This window comes from Vibrio sp. YT-19(2023) (genome assembly GCF_033337395.1).
In genome coordinates this window covers 53,742-69,273 of sequence record NZ_JAWOQN010000014.1, presented here as the reverse complement: position 1 = coordinate 69,273, position 15,532 = coordinate 53,742, and the positions used below count along the sequence as shown (strand labels likewise).

Here is a 15,532-nt window from a genome sequence, read left to right as displayed (position 1 = left end):
CATGGACGCTATTACTATTCACAATCTTGATGTCGTTTTTGGTCAGCAACAAGCACAGGCGCTAGCACTACTAGATCAAGGGAAGTCTCGACAAGAAATCATTGATGAAACTGGCCAAGTGGTTGGGGTTGATAATGTTTCGCTGAACGTGAAACAGGGTGAGATCTGTGTTTTGATGGGGCTTTCGGGCTCGGGTAAATCAAGTTTGCTGCGAACGGTGAACGGATTGAACGACATTTCTCGTGGCTCTCTAAAAATTAAAGACGGCGACGATATGGTTGAGCTCTCTAACTGTGACGAACAGAAACTGCGCCACCTTCGTACGCACCGCGTGTCCATGGTGTTTCAGAAGTTTGCATTGATGCCATGGTTAACGGTGTTAGACAATGTAGCGTTTGGTCTAGAGATGCAAGGCATTGGTAAAGCAGAGCGTCGTAAAAAGGCGCGTGAACAGCTCGAAATGGTCGGTTTATCTGAGTGGGAAACCAAATTCCCGCACGAGCTTTCTGGTGGTATGCAGCAGCGTGTTGGCCTAGCGCGAGCGTTTGCGATGGACACTGATATCTTGTTAATGGATGAACCGTTTTCAGCACTTGATCCATTGATTCGTGCTCAGCTTCAAGATGAATTGATTCTGCTTCAAGAAAAGCTAAACAAAACCATTCTTTTTGTAAGTCACGACTTGGATGAGGCGCTTAAAATCGGCAACAACATCGCCATTATGGAATCAGGAAAGCTGATTCAACATGGCAAGCCAGAACAGATCATTCTTGCTCCAGAAAACGATTATGTGGCGGACTTTGTTGCTCACACTAATCCATTAAATGTACTGAAGGGACGTTCCTTAATGCGTGACGATTTGGTTCGCGAAGATACGCGTGTTCTGATTTGCCCTGATAAAGATATTTGGGTGATACAAGAGAGCAAGGGGTTAAGTTTAGCGGATAAAGGTAAATCGTTGATTCAATGGAAGAGCGACTCTTCGAACCTTGACGAAGTTAATAAAAACTCTCTGGTTCAGGTTAGCCCAGAAATCAGTATGCGAGAAGCGATTGAACTTAAACAGCGTAGCAATCAACCTCTGCTTATGGTTGAAGATAATAAACTGGTTGGTGTGTTGAGCGACAATGAGCTTTACGATGCATTGCTTGGTAATTTTAAGTCAGAGCAAGTTGCGTAAAGTTGACGCAGAACCAAGTAAAAAAGAGCCGCATTAATGTGCGGCTCTTTTTAGTTTAAACAATGATTTAAGTCGCTAAGCTAAGACAATGGTCGACTATAGAGTCGTAATTACGTCATCCATTGCAAGGCGCGCTTTTGGAAGACCATGATTATAATCTTCCCCATCTTTATGGTAGCCAATCGCTAGCGCAACTTCACAGATATGGCCCTCGAGCTCTTCTTTAAACTCTTCTCCAATCAGAGCAGGATCGACACCTTCCATCGGTGTTGAGTCAATGCCTAGTCGTGCCAATGTGTGTAGTAGGTTGCCTAGTGCCAAATAGACTTGTGCTTTTGTCCAGTTTCCGTTGAAGCCATTTTCGTCCGTATTTGCATCGGCAAAAGCGTAAGCACCCATAAAGTTGTTGTACATCTCCGCTGGCAAGTGGCCAGATGTTACTTCTGCATCCACACGCTTCGCAAATTTCTCTTTAGTAAATTTAGGATCGTAAGCAAACAGAATCGTATGTGATGCGGCTTTCGCGTGTGGTTGGTTAAACTGATGCATATTTGCAAACGTATTGTGGAAACGTTGCTTCGCTTCATCACTTTCAATAACGATGAATTTCCATGGTTGTGAGTTGATAGAAGACGCTGACAAGCGCAGTGCTTCTTTGATTATCGCCATGTCTTCTTGAGAAACGCGCTTGGTTTCATCATATTTTTTTGCAGTGTAACGGCTATTTAGATCGGTAATGATTTGATGGGACACGTTTATATCCTCTTTATGTGATGACAGATGAGGATGCACTAGCATCGACAACCATGCGTACCTCGAATATGGGTTCATGATAATGGATATTTTTTCATTGATAAGAGGGTGTTTATTTAAATCACTTTTTACTTTTTGTTGAAAATCGATGTGGGTTGATCGGTTTGAAACTTAAAAGTCCTTATTTGGAAGCTTTTATTTGATATTAAATTAAATTCATATTAAGGCGTAGGGGAAAGCAACATGAACGTGATTGAAGTTTTTAATGATAGCTATGAACGTTGTACTTCAGATCAGGAGTTTTTCGACTTGTTCTACAAAAATTTATGGTCGAAAAGTGCCAACTTTAGACAGAAGTTTGACGGTATAGACATGCACCAACAAGTGAGAATGCTTAGAGGGTCTATCGTATTTTTTATGATGGCAGATACCTCGACCGAAGCGCACAAAATGGTGGAAAAGTATGGGAAAAAGCATGCAAGTGCAGATATTGGTATAGAGCCGCAGGATTTTGATGTTTGGCTTGAGAGTTTGTTAGAAACGGTTCGGCAGTGTGATTCTGGGTACGATGCCGATGTTGAAACCGCTTGGCGAACATGCTTTAAAACGGGCTTAGAAGTAATGAAACAAGAATGTGATAAAGAAGATGGGCACATCCTTAAAGCGAGTACCAAATAAGGAAGTAACGTGAGTGGTCGTTACTTCCTAGGGGCAGAATCTTACTTATCTTGTGTCTCTTTATTCTTTTTCACCGCTTCGGCGATATCACTGACAGCTTCGACAAGATTGATCGGCATTGGAAAAATAATAGTGGATGTTTTGTCTGTAGTGATTTCAGTGAGTGTCTGCATGTAACGTAATTGCAGTGCATTCGGTGCTTCGTTGAGCATTTGCGCTGCTTCTTTTAATTTATTTGAAGCCTCTAACTCACCAGTAGCGTGAATGATCTTCGCCCTACGGTTACGTTCTGCTTCTGCCTGACGGGCTAGGGCTCTGACCATGCTGTCATTTAAATCAACATGTTTGACTTCAACCGTAGCAATCTTGATTCCCCAGTCATCAGTCTGTTGATCGAGAATGGATTGTAAATCCTTATTGAGGCGTTCTCGCTCTGATAGCAATTCATCGAGTTCATGCTGACCCAATACCGAGCGCAGCGTGGTTTGTGCTAACTGACTGGTGGCATCGCTGTAGCTTTCAATATTGTTAATCGCCATTTGAGGATCGACTACGCGAAAATAAACGACCGCGTTGACGCGCACAGAAACGTTATCTTTGGTAATTAAATCTTGTGTCGGCACATCCAAAACGACAGTACGTAAATCAACCCTCACCATTTGCTGAATAAATGGGATAAGGATGATCAAACCAGGTCCTTTGACTTCTTGAAATCGACCAAGAAAGAACACAACCCCACGTTCGTATTCTCTCAAAACCTTGAACATTTGGGTCGCTAGTGCGAACAGCAGCACCACGATCACCGCAACGGTATAGAGCATCATAAAGCGCCTCCTATTTATTTTGGCGGTCATCAGGCATCACAGTTAAGGTCAGCCCTTTAACATTAACAATGGTGACGTGATCACCTTGTTTGAATTGTTGATGGTCTTTGGCTTTAGCTCGCCATAACGCACCGTTGAGTTGAACGCGTCCTTCGCCATCGATAAAGTCATCGCTTACCACGGCGACCTTCCCAGGGTAAGTCTCTAAACCCGTCGTTACACGCCGGCGACGAATTTTGAGCAGCAGGCCGACGGTCAGCACGATTAGAGCCACGGAAAATATGGCAATACCAAAAATCAAAGGAAGGGCGATCTGGAATCCTGGTAACTCACTGTCCATGAGAAATATCGAACCGAGTACAAAGGCGACAACGCCGCCTAAGCCCAAAATACCAAAGCTCGGGCTGAATGCTTCCGCTATCATTAGTGCAATACCGAGTAACAGCAGACCAAGACCTGCGTAGTTGACGGGCATCATTTGTAGTGCGTACATGGCAAGAAGCAGACAAATCCCACCTAGCACACCGGGTAAGCCAATTCCTGGGTTGTAAAATTCAAGAAGTAAACCGTAGATGCCGATGAGCATTAGAATGTAGGCAACGTTTGGATTGGTGATAACGGCTAGCATTTCTGCTCGCCAATCGGGTGTTCTTTCAATCCATACGGGATTTTTCAGTGACAATGTCACATCACGATTGTTAACTTTAACAGTTTGTCCATCAATGGCTTTGACTAAATCCTCTGGTGAGTTGGCTATATAATCAATAACGTTTAATTCCAATGCCTCTGTGGCGTCCAAACTCGCTGCTTCGCTCACTGCTTTCTCTGCCCACTCTGCATTTCGGCCATGAAGCTTTGCTAAGCCTTTAATATAGGCTCTAGCATCATTAATCACCTTTTTCTCCATTGCGGTTTTCGCGGGAACTTTCTCTGAACCTTCGTTGGTTCCTTCTGACGTTTCTTCCGCGTTTTGATCTTTGCCATCATCCGATGAAGGGGGCTGAGGGGCACCACCTAACGCGACGGGCGTTGCAGCTCCGAGGTTTGTCGCTTCAGCCATGGCGGCTACGTGACTAGCGAGCAAGATGTATGTTCCGGCACTGGCGGCTCTAGAACCAGATGGGCCGACCCAAGTCGCAATGGGAGTCGAGGAGGTGGTAATCGCGTGAATAATATCTCGCATTGCGCTATCTAAGCCGCCTGGTGTGTCCATCTCTAAGATCACTAAACTGACACCGTTTAGTTGAGCTTCTTCTATTTCACGAGATAAATAGTCGCTAGTAGCAGGCCCTATAGCGCCTTTGACAGGAACAATCCAAACGGTATTCGCCAGTGCTTGACTGGCAATCAAGAGTAAAGGTAAGAACCATATCCATAGTCGTTTCATGCAGTCCTCCTTGTGTGGTCACAGGGACTTTTTGAAATCCTAATTCAAGTATATCCAAATAACTTAGAGATGCTTGAGTATAGGTTCTAATGAATAAGTTGCCGAGGCTAATTAGGAGACTACTTTTTTATATATAAACGCTGTGTGAGATAGTAAACTAAAGCAAATTATTGGTAATTGTGATGTTTATGTTTATTGTTCAGCGTTTGATTAAGTTGGCCGTTATCTGTGCCGTTTTCTTTACTATTTTCGATCTGATCTCCTATGGAGAGGTGACTTGGTTTCAACGGTTTTTGGCTTTTCTACACTAAACTCAGATTTCAATACGTTAGCTACTCATAAGGCGATCGATTTCTTCCTATTCGCCTTATTACTCCCTCTTCAACCAAAGCCTTAAACAAAGCAATACTTAACTCGTTTTTTCAACTTCCTGTCGGTGGAAAAAACGCCAAAATGCAACTGAATTCATATCAATGACAAGTTTAAGGTATGTAGTTGATGAGGCAATTCAGCGCAATCGCACTAGCTGTTGTAACACTCATTTTGAGCCAAACAACAACCGCAAGAAACGCGAAGATGTTAGGTGATATCTCCCTAGTTCAGCCCATACAGGGTGATCCTAATGTGGATATTAAGCTAGCGAGAATTGGCTGGCATCTCTTCCGCGATCCTCAATTATCGTCAAATGGTAATGTCAGCTGTGCGACATGCCACAATCTGCAAACCAATGGCGCTGAAAATACACCTGTCTCTACGGGGGTGAAAGGTGATGGAATTAGAAATTCTATAACAGTGTTTAATGCAGCGTTAAATTATCGTTTTTTATGGGATGGTACGGAAAACACCTTGATGGCTCAGATTGATGGTCCAATCCATAATCCAATGGAAATGGACTCAAACTGGCAAACAATAGAGCAATATGTAAAAGAGAGTGAACATTATCAAGCTCTATTTAATCGTGACGGTGAATTGCCGATTAACGTTCATAATATCAAGTCCGCTATTGTGGAGTTTGTTGAAGGGCTGCAGACGCCTGGCGCACCATTCGATGCTTACTTATTGGGTTACACGCATGTACTGAGTGAACAGCAAATCAGAGGTTGGAAAACATTTCAGACTTCAGGTTGTGTGCAGTGTCATCAGGGCAAAAATATCGGCGGAGCGATGATCCAAAGGTTCGCCTATTTCAAGGATAAACCAGTAGTAGAGGACTCGGGCAGGCAACTCGTTACGATAGAAGATGAAGAGCGATTCTATTTTAGAGTAGCCAGTTTACGCAATGTCGCGCTAACGAGTCCTTATTTTCATAATGGGCAAGTCGATAAGTTATCCGACGCGATACAAATCATGGCTAAAACCCAGCTCGGTATAACGATGAACGATGAGAATGTAGCGGACATTGAAGCATTCTTGCAGTCGTTGACAGCACCTAGACCCATAATTTTAGAGGTGTTGGAAAATGAATAAATTCAAACTGATCAACTTTTGCTTTTTTATTGGGATACTGACGTGCTGCACACTGGCGTATATGTCGTATATGAATTCAAAAAACGCTCAAGAATTTCATGCAGAGCTAATGAATATCGGACATGAATTGATTGAAGAGCGTGATGTTATCGTGAACCGATATGCCGTTGAAGATAGGAAAAACTATGAGTTAACAACATCTTTAGTAGAGATAGAAATCGCAGCACAGGCACTGTTGGAATCATCAAAGGCATCAGTTTGGTTTCCCGTGACACCCAATCGTATAAAAGTTAGGGATACGCTTGAACAGTTTAAGGAGCGAGTGCTTCAAACAACGTTGAAGCTTGATATGTTAATTGGTGTTCAGGTAGAAAATCGGTATGCATTACTCATGTTGTTCAATTTATATCAGCAAGATGTTTCTACCGAGAGCGGTCAATCATTGGGTGGCAGCCGTTATTTTGAATTTCTCAACCAGTTGCTTCTAACACAAACTGAAGTTGAGAGTGAAAAGGAAGCGAACTTCCTTAAACGGCTTCAAACGAGTGATAAAAGAATTGAATTGCTGACGAATGAACTGCTTGATCACACTTATATTGAGTTTGTCGAAAGCTCAGAGCATCGGTTACTCAATATTGCTCAAAGTGAGGCGCGTTTTACGTGGTTGTTTGTATTTATTGCGGTGATGTTTCTAGTTAGCGCGTTTGTTTATCAGTCACATCACCGAATGAATAACTTAAAACAGTTGAATCTTGAAATTGAAGAGGCGAGAAACAAAGCCGAGCGAGCGGCAAAAGCGAAATCAAATTTTCTCGCTGCAATGAGTCACGAACTAAGAACGCCGATGAATGGTGTACTAGGGCTTTCTCAAATGATTGCAGAAGAGACCAAAGAGCCGACGACGAAAGAGCACATTAGGGTTATTCTTGACTCTGGCCAGCATCTGATGACTATCCTCAACGATATTTTGGATTTTTCTAAAGTTGAAGAAAACAAACTGGAATTTGAGCAAGCTAAGTTTAAGCTCGATCAAGTGCTTTCTCCGGTGTGTAGCGCAATAAAACCACTTGTTAATGAAAAAAATATCGAGTTAATCTTGGAAAACGAGATTTCTGAATATACTGAATTTACTGGGGATTGTGCGCGTTTACGACAGATCTTGTTTAATCTCGCCGGTAACGCGGTGAAGTTTACTAATGAAGGGCATGTGCTGGTTAGAACTGAGTTAGATGAATCGAATCAGTTGTTGGTCATGCGCGTGAGCGACACCGGTATTGGTATTGCGCCAGACAAGCACGAGCATATTTTTAACTCGTTTGAGCAAGCAGACTCATCAACGACTCGAAGGTTCGGCGGAACAGGGCTTGGGTTAGCCATCGTCAAAAAACTAACCGATTTGATGGGTGGCCATATTACTCTGAAGAGTATAGAAGGCGTTGGAAGTCAATTTATCGTTGAGTTGCCGATTCCTTGGGTAGAATCTGCTCCGAAAAAGCAGCAAGAAGCACCGAAACCTCGCGCAAAATCACACCATTTAAAGATACTACTTGCTGATGATAACCGTGTGAATGCCATTGTGGCAAAAGGGTTTTGCGAAAAGCTTGGGCATGAAGTGGATGTTGCAGAAAATGGATTAATCGCGGTTAAAAAGGCGAAAGAGAACGAGTACGACCTGATCTTGATGGACAACCATATGCCCGAGATGAATGGCGTTGAGGCGACACGCGTTATCCGAAAAGAGTTAGGTATCAAGACATTACTCTTTGCGTACACGGCAGACGTATTTCGTGAAGCTCACGATAGCTTTATTGAAGCAGGAGCAGACCATGTGCTTACAAAACCGCTACAGCATGAGAGCTTTTCAGACGCTCTCAAACAGTTTGCAGCCAGACTCGAACCGAAACGGAATCCGCCACTAACGAATGACAGCAATGTGCTTCAGTTGCAACGTAAGCCAATCGAGAACTTAAGGTTAACAGAGGAAGAACTCTCCCGTTCAGGCATGTTTGCTTCTTTACGAGATGAGCCAGAAGCGCTCGACGAGCTGCTAAAAAGCATTATTGTCGATTTTGAGACATCTGTTGATGAGCTTATTGAACACTTTATGGCTGAAGACTTTGCTTCATTAGAGCTGACGTTGCACAAAACGAAAGGGATGGCACTGAACCTAAGTTTACCTATTTTGGCGAGCCAAACGGAGGCCCTGGAAACTCAACTTAAAGCCAACCAAAGTCCCGAGATTGAGCAGTTGCAGATGCTGATCAATCGGTTACAGGTCAACATCCATCAGTCTCATAGACTTTTGGATGATATCCAGAGGAACAATGCCGATCCTCAACAGATTTTATAGTCCCTGTGAGTGCGATGCTTTCCTTAACTCATTTTGTTGTGGTTTACTGTGGCAAGGACGGATAGTGTTGATTCGTCGTCGGAAAATCAGGGAGTTAGAATGAGTAAGCATTCCGCTTTAATCAAATGGCATCGTAAAGCTGGCGAAGAGTTTAGTGATAATAAGTATAGTCGGGCACACATTTGGCAATTTGATGGAGGGTTGCAAGTCCCAGCATCTCCATCTCCCCACGTAGTACCATTACCACTATCCGTAGAAGAAAACGTTGATCCAGAAGAAGCGTTTGTCGCGGCACTTTCTAGTTGTCATATGCTCGTTTTCCTGTCTATTGCAGCAAAGCGACGTTATGTTGTGGACAGTTACTTCGATGAAGCGGTAGGGGAGCTTGAAAAAGGCGAAAACGGAAAAGAGTGGGTATCAAAGGTAACGTTAAACCCTAAGATAACATTTTCAGGTGAAAAACAACCGACACCATCTCAATTAGAAAAACTGCACCACATGGCCCATGAGAATTGCTTTATCGCCAACTCCGTTAAAACAGAAGTGACAACGCTTATTGTGAATTAAGTGAAGCTCTTTATCGAAAGCGCGGCCTATTACAGAGTTATATTAAGCCAGCAGTCATCCTGCTGGCTCGTTCATCTAGACGACACCTTGCTCAATCATTGCATCAGCGACTTTTCTAAAGCCTGCAATGTTGGCGCCTAAAACTAAATTTCCAGGTTGGCCAAACTCTTTACTGGTTTCGTTTGCATTGATGAAAATATTTTTCATGATGGTTTGCAACTGACTATCCACTTGTTCAAACGTCCAGTTTTGCATGCTGGCGTTTTGCGCCATTTCAAGTTGACTGGTTGCAACGCCGCCTGCATTGGCTGCTTTTGCAGGCCCATAAGCTATGTCCGAGTCCACGATAATATTGGCAGCATTACGGGTGGTTGGCATGTTCGCCCCTTCACTAATCAAAATACATCCGTTTTCGATAAGAGCCAGTGCGTCGTCTGACGTTAATTCATTTTGAGTCGCACAAGGGAAGGCAGCATCAGCCTGATATCGCCAAACAGCATGTCCTTCATTAGGATAGTCGCCCTCTGGTGTGTATTCTGCTTCAGGGTAAGTTTCTAAATATTCTTCTAAGCTTGCTCTTTTCACTTCTTTCAGTTGTTTTAGGAGCTTAAGATCAATACCGTGCTCATGATAGATCGTACCTCGAGAGTCGCTGCATGTAACTGGCGTTGCTCCCATATGGTACAGTTTTTCAATGGCGTAGATAGCCACGTTGCCAGCACCAGAAACGAGACAAGTTTTCCCTTTCAATGAATCGTTGCGGTCGTTGAGCATGCACTCTGCAAAATAGACGGCGCCATATCCTGTCGCTTCTTTTCTGGCGAGTGAGCCACCCCAAAGCAGACTCTTGCCTGTAAGCACACCTTCGTAGCGGCCCGTCAATCGTTTGTATTGACCAAACATATAGCCAATTTCGCGCGCCCCGACACCGATATCGCCTGCGGGCACATCGGTGGTAGGACCGATGTGACGGTACAACTCGTTCATAAATGATTGGCAAAATCGCATGATCTCGCCGTCGGATTTTCCTTTAGGATCGAAGTTTGAACCGCCTTTGCCGCCACCGATAGGAAGGCCAGTCAGTGCGTTTTTAAAAATTTGCTCAAAGCCGAGAAATTTTATGATGCTCGCATTGACTGAGTGATGGAATCTCAATCCTCCTTTGTACGGCCCCAAAGCAGAGTTGAATTCAACTCGATAACCTTTGTTTACTTGTACATTTCCAGCATCATCAACCCAAGGAACTCGAAACATGATTTGACGTTCTGGCTCGACGATCCTCTGGATAATCGCTTGTTCCTTATATTTATTATTGCCTTCTATTACCGGCGCGAGAGAAGTTAATATTTCTTCTACCGCTTGGTAAAATTCTTTTTGCGCAGGGCTACTGTGTTGCAACGCAACAATAGTATCGTGTATGTATGACATAGATTTCTTCCATGATGTGAATAAGCAATCAGTTTATATGAATGTATTTCCATTAAATAGTGATTTTGACCAAGATTCAATGGTTGTAGTGGTCTTTCCTGCGGATGAGAATGTGCAGCTTCTAACCCAGGCTGTGTTGGTTGAGATAGGTAGGGCTAGCTAAGTAAGCGGGTGGTTGAGTGATCAGTTTCACATATAACAAGCAGAAATCACTTTAGTCGATGTTGTTGTGCAGTTACGCAAATTGTTTATGTTAACGTCATGTTAAAGTTTGTGTGTGTGATAACTTGTGAAAAGACAACTATATGGATGAGCTTAAGGTTCTGAACTCGTTTATTCAGCAGAATGGCCTACCAGCGTTTGGCCACCTTGATGGAATTCCAACATCGTTACAGCTAGATAAATTTACCTACCTTGATGAGATGGATAAGCCGGTGTCTAAGTGGCGCCGTTACCGCGATTATAAGCAGTTTCAGTTCGTCAATTTGGTCACACCTAATTACGTCATTGTAGTAGCGATTGCTGATATACGGTATTTAGCATCCGGCTTTTGCTACCTGTTTGATATTAAAAAGAATAAGTTGATTGAGCAACAATGGTTGAAACCTTTTAATATAGGTTATCAAACTCAGCCTTCCAGTTGGTGCAGTCTTGCCCATCTTGCTAACAAAAGAGTTCAGTTTTCTATTAAGGATGGTATTTGGCACGTCCACTTTGTGACAGAGTCAGTCAATGCGGATCTCTATTTACGTCCAGAAAATATGAGTTTGCCATTAATGTTGTGTACGCCAACAGGTTATGCGGGTTGGACATATACTCAGAAGCACAATGCGTTAGCAGTAGACGGTAACTTGTTCATATTAGGAAAAGAGCAAGATCTTTCAGAGGTGGCTGCTGGTTACGATTTTTCCGCTGGGTACATGCGGCGAGAAACAAGTTGGCGCTGGGCGAGTATCAATTGCTTTGAGGATGACAGGCGTCTGGGGTTGAACTTGGCAGCTGGCGTTAATGAAACTGGCTATTGCGAAAATGCATTGTGGATTAATGGTCAGCGTCACTTTTTGCAACCTGTGCAGTTTCAGTTTTCACGAAGTGATGAAGGGCAAAAGTGGCATATTACGTCGGAAGATAAACGAGTTAACTTACAGTTCACGCCTTTGAATCGACGCTCAGAGAAGAAAAATTTTTGGCTTCTCAAAAGTAACTTTCGTCAGTACATCGGTTATTTCTCTGGCTATATTATCGATGGAAATGGCATCAAACATCAGTTAGAAGAAGTTATGGGTCTTACTGAAGATCACTATGCAAAATGGTAGAAACACAATGGATTGGACGCAGTTGATGGACCGCCCAGAATTACTTCTGATGATTCTGGCTCCAGTTTTCTTTTTCTGCATGCTTGCCGAATATTGGTTCGGACAAAGAAGGGGACGCTTGCCTGAAAGCGCGACGTATTACTTCCCTGAAGTAGCGTGTAATTTTATTCTTGCGGGCTTACACCAAGCGACAGACATACTCACGGGTTTACTGATTGCTCAGTTGTATTTGTGGTGGTTCGATTGGCGTTTGTTTGATATCGAAATGAGCGTCTCAGCTTTTCTTTTACTTGTTGTCCTGCAAGATTTTTTCTATTACTGGTTTCATCGGGCTAGCCATCGTATTCGTTGGATGTGGGCCGCGCACGTTGTTCATCACAGTTCGGAAAGAATGAACTTCAGTACCGCCTTTCGTCAAAGTTTAATGTATCCGCTAGCGGGGATGTGGATTTTTTGGTTGCCCTTGGTGATTATTGGTTTTGAGCCAAAATGGGTTGTCTTCGTTGTGTTGTTTAATCTGGGCTTACAGTTTTTTGTTCACACCCAATCAATTCGTTCGCTCGGGCCACTAGAGTGGGTATTTAACACGCCGTCTCATCATCGCGTTCATCATGGTGTGAACCGTCAGTACATCGACAAAAATTATGCGGGTGTATTAATTATTTGGGATCGAATGTTCGGAACGTTTGAACCAGAGGTGGAAACGGTTCGGTATGGGGTTTCTAAACCTGTAAACAGCTTTAATCCCATCCGCGTGACGTTTGCAGAATGGAAAGACATGTTTTATGACGTAACTCGACCAAACTTATCATGGAAACAACGCTGCCGCCGTTTGTTCGCTCCGCCATCGGATTTTTATGAGTAAATTGAGATAAAGAGATTGGAGCGGGCAGCGGGAATCGAACCCGCATCATCAGCTTGGAAGGCTGAGGTAATAGCCATTATACGATGCCCGCGCATCGATAGGACTCAGTTAATATGCCACACTGGACGAAAAAGAAAAGTCTTTTCTCATCAAATGTTTGTCAGTTGCCTAAAAAAGTAGCGGACTGATGTTAAAGTGTTCATTGTCTCTGGTTTTTTGTGGCACTCGCGATTCCGCTACTAAGCCTAGGGGCTTCCAATTAGGTCGTAAACACCGAATTCTTAGGTGTTTAGATGTTGATGATATTCAAGATTTTCTGTGTAAAGGTTAATCTCGTTTATTGAACAGTCACGTTTCATGGTCAAGACTAGATATTGAAATGATTACTTTTTACTGTTGATGCGTATGTATAACACAGGGTAATTCTGCTGAAACAGTCAGCTTAACCAAAGGAGATTTAACATGATGAGAGGTTTGATATTAGGGCTGGTGGTGATGCTGGTATCTGCTTGTACTACCGTTACAACCGATGTAGATAAACAAGCCGACTTTTCAGCTTACAGAACGTTTGACTTCGGTGCTCAGGCGGAAGCTCCTACCAGTATTGATGGTCGACGTATTGAGCAAGGGCTTGCTGAACAGCTTGAGAGTAAGGGTTTAATTAAGGTAAATAGTGGCGGTGACCTTTACGTACATCATGATATCGTAGAAGAATCCGAGCTTGTTTCTTCAGGATCGTCGGTGAGCTTTGGCTATGGCTGGAATAGCTTTGGTGTGATCACTTCAAGCCCAGAAAGATATAAAGAACGTAAGTATGGGAAGTTGGTGGTTGAACTGGTTGATGCAAAGGCTAATCAAGTCGTTTGGAAAGGCGTTTCAAGTCGTAAACTGTCTGAGTCAATGAGCTCTGAGAAAAGAGAATCTCTCATCCAAGAAGAAATCGCGAAGATGTTTGAAAGCTACCCTTACGGTGAAAAATAATTAGTATTCTTAACGATTAAGAATACTAATTGCCAATAGTTACGCACAGGGTTAAAAGAACTTATCATTTTGGTTCTGGTTACCTTTGTGCGTACGACTCTGATTGCTTTACTCGGACTACTTTTCTGCTTGTTGGCTCCGAGCATGAGCCTGCCGTACTCACACCCAAATTTTCTTTCCTTTCATAACCAGAATATTGCTGTTGACGCTAAGTCGAAGCACTTTTCAGAACATCCTATCTCTCCAGTACAACAAGACTATCCGAGCTTAAACAGCCGGAATAGATTGAGGGTTAGCCATGCTAAGGAAATGAGCTCGAACGACGATGTAGAACCCGAATGGTTTGAAATGCTTGATGTAGCATGGTGGGCGCATCGTTCGGCAATTTACTCGATGAAGCGGCTAAAACGCATCGGCAATGAGGCTTTAGGTTGTTGTATTGAAAGTATTTTTACTCACTTTAAATACAGAATCGGAGTGAGAAAAGAATCGAATTTCATATACCGCTTTATACATGCTCGCTAACACATTCCATGTTTTTGCAACTTTTGGTTAATTATGCTTAGGAGCGGTTTATGTTTGATTCGATCATTCAGGTCTTGAGTGCTTTTTGGCATCAAGATTTCACGGCGTTAATGGCGCCAGGCAGTGCAGGTTTGGTTTATTTTGTTGTTGCTGTGAGTATCTTTTTGGAAAGTGGTTTTATTCCTGCTGCACCTTTCCCATGCGACAGTGTCGTCGTATTATCCGGTACGCTGGCGGCGGTTGGCGTCCTTGACCCAATTATGATCATGTTGGTGATAGCTGTTAGTGCGGGGTTGGGAAGTTGGGCGGCTTATTTACAAGGCAAGTGGCTAAATCGCTTACCTAAGGTTCAAGGCTGGGTGAGTGCGGTTCCTCAAAAGCGTTTGGAACAAGTCGACGTATTACTCAGTAAACATGGATTGGTTGCGCTTTTGTGCGCGCGGTTTATTCCGGTTGTTCGTTCCCTATTGCCATTAATGATGGGGTTGCGAGTGAAACGTATTAGTAAATTCCATTACTTTGCGTGGCTGAGTGCGATTTTATGGACGCTGATATTATGCGGTTTTGGTTCATTACTTCCTTTGCTACCAGAAAATATGAGCAAAGCAATCACAATGCTATTAATGGCGGCACCAATAATTACTCTTGTGATTGGAGTGCTTAGTTTCTTGTTTGTTAAAGCACGTCGAGCGACCTGTAAACCCAAGGATGTGTCAGAGTTTTCCCAATAAGTTTACTTTGATTTGCACTTTTAAGCTTGTATGCAGATTAGACCTCTAATCGACAGGTTTTTGTCAGTAAAAAGAAAGGCGCATACATTGCGCCTTTCTTTTTGAGTGTCGTTAGGGTTTCGAATTTAATAGCCAATGCTATATAGGTATTCGCCAACTTCTTTGCACTGAGACTTGTAGATGTTCTCTACTTCAGACTCATTCTTATCTGCTGCTTTAAATTCAAGTTCGGCAGACGATAGCTGGTCAAAGCTGTAGTCTCTCTCAGACATTAAGTAGTGTCTGAACATCGCTCTGTGTTCCGGAACTGCAATACGTGCGTTAGAAACGTTGGCACACTCTAACAGAGTGTCGTTACTCATTTCTTCTGGCTTAGTTTCTGTGTTTGCTAAGGTTGAGCCCGCTGCAAATAGTAATGCTAGTGCGATGGTTGTAGCGATTCTTGTCATTATATGGACCTCAAATTGGTTCTAGTAACAA

The 15,532-nt window shown here is 43.1% G+C and carries 15 protein-coding genes and 1 tRNA gene; 10 read left to right on the top strand and 6 right to left on the bottom strand.

Translation table 11 applies throughout. From position 1 onward, the window contains the following. Window position 1: 1 nt before the first annotated feature. Window positions 2–1,180 (top strand): choline ABC transporter ATP-binding protein, encoded by a 1,179-nt coding sequence (gene choV / locus R7E78_RS12395; RefSeq protein ID WP_167416097.1) that lies wholly within the window; start codon window positions 2–4, stop codon window positions 1,178–1,180. 96 nt (window positions 1,181–1,276) lie between these two features. Here choV and R7E78_RS12390 read toward each other — a convergent pair whose 3' ends face one another. Continuing rightward, complete coding sequence (locus R7E78_RS12390) at window positions 1,277–1,933, bottom strand: NAD(P)H-dependent oxidoreductase (protein WP_064354707.1); 657 nt, start codon at window positions 1,931–1,933, stop codon at window positions 1,277–1,279. A gap of 243 nt (window positions 1,934–2,176) precedes the next feature. On the opposite strand from R7E78_RS12390, the gene R7E78_RS12385 reads away from it, so the two are divergent. Next, window positions 2,177–2,611 (top strand): globin, encoded by a 435-nt coding sequence (locus R7E78_RS12385; RefSeq protein WP_017633662.1) that lies wholly within the window; start codon window positions 2,177–2,179, stop codon window positions 2,609–2,611. A gap of 41 nt (window positions 2,612–2,652) precedes the next feature. Here the strand turns inward: R7E78_RS12385 and R7E78_RS12380 are convergent, their stop codons facing one another. Together R7E78_RS12380 and R7E78_RS12375 are read right to left on the bottom strand one after the other, a co-directional pair. After that, the gene (locus R7E78_RS12380; RefSeq protein ID WP_005373196.1) at window positions 2,653–3,435 is read right to left on the bottom strand and encodes a slipin family protein; all 783 of its coding nucleotides are present in this window, start codon (window positions 3,433–3,435) and stop codon (window positions 2,653–2,655) included. 10 nt (window positions 3,436–3,445) lie between these two features. Next, entirely contained in the window at window positions 3,446–4,822 is a 1,377-nt protein-coding gene (locus tag R7E78_RS12375) for an NfeD family protein (RefSeq protein WP_167416095.1), read from the bottom strand. A 498-nt stretch (window positions 4,823–5,320) separates the two neighbouring features. Here R7E78_RS12375 and R7E78_RS12370 point away from each other — a divergent pair, with 498 nt between their 5' ends. The 3 genes from R7E78_RS12370 (at window position 5,321) to R7E78_RS12360 (ending at window position 9,206) form a co-directional block, all read left to right on the top strand. Beyond that, a complete protein-coding gene (locus R7E78_RS12370) occupies window positions 5,321–6,289 on the top strand; it encodes a cytochrome-c peroxidase (protein ID WP_017820324.1) in 969 nt (322 codons plus the stop codon). Further along, a complete protein-coding gene (locus R7E78_RS12365) occupies window positions 6,282–8,639 on the top strand; it encodes an ATP-binding protein (protein WP_318057917.1) in 2,358 nt (785 codons plus the stop codon). The genes R7E78_RS12370 and R7E78_RS12365 overlap by 8 nt, the downstream gene beginning before the upstream one ends. A 99-nt stretch (window positions 8,640–8,738) precedes the next feature. Then, window positions 8,739–9,206, top strand: coding sequence for an OsmC family protein (locus tag R7E78_RS12360; protein ID WP_318057916.1), 468 nt, complete (start codon window positions 8,739–8,741; stop codon window positions 9,204–9,206). A gap of 75 nt (window positions 9,207–9,281) precedes the next feature. Here the strand turns inward: R7E78_RS12360 and gdhA are convergent, their stop codons facing one another. After that, complete coding sequence (gene gdhA / locus R7E78_RS12355) at window positions 9,282–10,634, bottom strand: NADP-specific glutamate dehydrogenase (protein WP_318057915.1); 1,353 nt, start codon at window positions 10,632–10,634, stop codon at window positions 9,282–9,284. A 305-nt stretch (window positions 10,635–10,939) separates the two neighbouring features. On the opposite strand from gdhA, the gene R7E78_RS12350 reads away from it, so the two are divergent. Beyond that, window positions 10,940–11,950, top strand: a complete 1,011-nt coding sequence (locus tag R7E78_RS12350; RefSeq protein WP_318057914.1) for a DUF2804 domain-containing protein — start codon at window positions 10,940–10,942, stop codon at window positions 11,948–11,950. A 7-nt stretch (window positions 11,951–11,957) separates the two neighbouring features. Further along, window positions 11,958–12,815, top strand: coding sequence for a sterol desaturase family protein (locus R7E78_RS12345; RefSeq protein WP_238855199.1), 858 nt, complete (start codon window positions 11,958–11,960; stop codon window positions 12,813–12,815). A 16-nt stretch (window positions 12,816–12,831) separates the two neighbouring features. Here R7E78_RS12345 and R7E78_RS12340 read toward each other — a convergent pair. Next, window positions 12,832–12,906: transfer RNA gene (locus tag R7E78_RS12340), tRNA-Gly, on the bottom strand. Between the two features lie 371 nt (window positions 12,907–13,277). Between R7E78_RS12340 and R7E78_RS12335 the strand changes: the two genes are divergently transcribed. The 3 genes from R7E78_RS12335 (at window position 13,278) to R7E78_RS12325 (ending at window position 15,052) form a co-directional block, all read left to right on the top strand. Next, the gene (locus R7E78_RS12335; RefSeq protein WP_005373165.1) at window positions 13,278–13,796 is read left to right on the top strand and encodes a DUF4136 domain-containing protein; all 519 of its coding nucleotides are present in this window, start codon (window positions 13,278–13,280) and stop codon (window positions 13,794–13,796) included. A gap of 144 nt (window positions 13,797–13,940) precedes the next feature. Next, window positions 13,941–14,321 (top strand): hypothetical protein, encoded by a 381-nt coding sequence (locus tag R7E78_RS12330; protein WP_225478221.1) that lies wholly within the window; start codon window positions 13,941–13,943, stop codon window positions 14,319–14,321. A gap of 50 nt (window positions 14,322–14,371) precedes the next feature. Then, on the top strand, window positions 14,372–15,052 hold the full coding sequence (locus R7E78_RS12325; RefSeq protein ID WP_054577812.1) for a DedA family protein: 681 nt from the start codon (window positions 14,372–14,374) through the stop codon (window positions 15,050–15,052). Window positions 15,053–15,177: 125 nt separating this feature from the next. Here the strand turns inward: R7E78_RS12325 and R7E78_RS12320 are convergent, their stop codons facing one another. Continuing rightward, window positions 15,178–15,501: a hypothetical protein gene (locus tag R7E78_RS12320; protein WP_005373158.1), complete on the bottom strand. Its 324-nt coding sequence runs from the start codon at window positions 15,499–15,501 to the stop codon at window positions 15,178–15,180. Window positions 15,502–15,532: the final 31 nt, after the last annotated feature.

Bases quoted from the DNA above. Each gene is read 5' to 3' on its own strand.
- choV (WP_167416097.1), top strand. From the start codon at position 2: ATGGACGCTATTACTATTCACAATCTTGATGTCGTTTTTGGTCAGCAA.
- R7E78_RS12385 (WP_017633662.1), top strand. From the start codon at position 2,177: ATGAACGTGATTGAAGTTTTTAATGATAGCTATGAACGTTGTACTTCA.
- R7E78_RS12380 (WP_005373196.1), bottom strand. From the start codon at position 3,435: ATGATGCTCTATACCGTTGCGGTGATCGTGGTGCTGCTGTTCGCACTA.
- R7E78_RS12375 (WP_167416095.1), bottom strand. From the start codon at position 4,822: ATGAAACGACTATGGATATGGTTCTTACCTTTACTCTTGATTGCCAGT.
- R7E78_RS12370 (WP_017820324.1), top strand. From the start codon at position 5,321: ATGAGGCAATTCAGCGCAATCGCACTAGCTGTTGTAACACTCATTTTG.
- R7E78_RS12365 (WP_318057917.1), top strand. From the start codon at position 6,282: ATGAATAAATTCAAACTGATCAACTTTTGCTTTTTTATTGGGATACTG.
- R7E78_RS12360 (WP_318057916.1), top strand. From the start codon at position 8,739: ATGAGTAAGCATTCCGCTTTAATCAAATGGCATCGTAAAGCTGGCGAA.
- gdhA (WP_318057915.1), bottom strand. From the start codon at position 10,634: ATGTCATACATACACGATACTATTGTTGCGTTGCAACACAGTAGCCCT.
- R7E78_RS12350 (WP_318057914.1), top strand. From the start codon at position 10,940: ATGGATGAGCTTAAGGTTCTGAACTCGTTTATTCAGCAGAATGGCCTA.
- R7E78_RS12345 (WP_238855199.1), top strand. From the start codon at position 11,958: ATGGATTGGACGCAGTTGATGGACCGCCCAGAATTACTTCTGATGATT.
- R7E78_RS12335 (WP_005373165.1), top strand. From the start codon at position 13,278: ATGATGAGAGGTTTGATATTAGGGCTGGTGGTGATGCTGGTATCTGCT.
- R7E78_RS12330 (WP_225478221.1), top strand. From the start codon at position 13,941: ATGAGCCTGCCGTACTCACACCCAAATTTTCTTTCCTTTCATAACCAG.
- R7E78_RS12325 (WP_054577812.1), top strand. From the start codon at position 14,372: ATGTTTGATTCGATCATTCAGGTCTTGAGTGCTTTTTGGCATCAAGAT.
- R7E78_RS12320 (WP_005373158.1), bottom strand. From the start codon at position 15,501: ATGACAAGAATCGCTACAACCATCGCACTAGCATTACTATTTGCAGCG.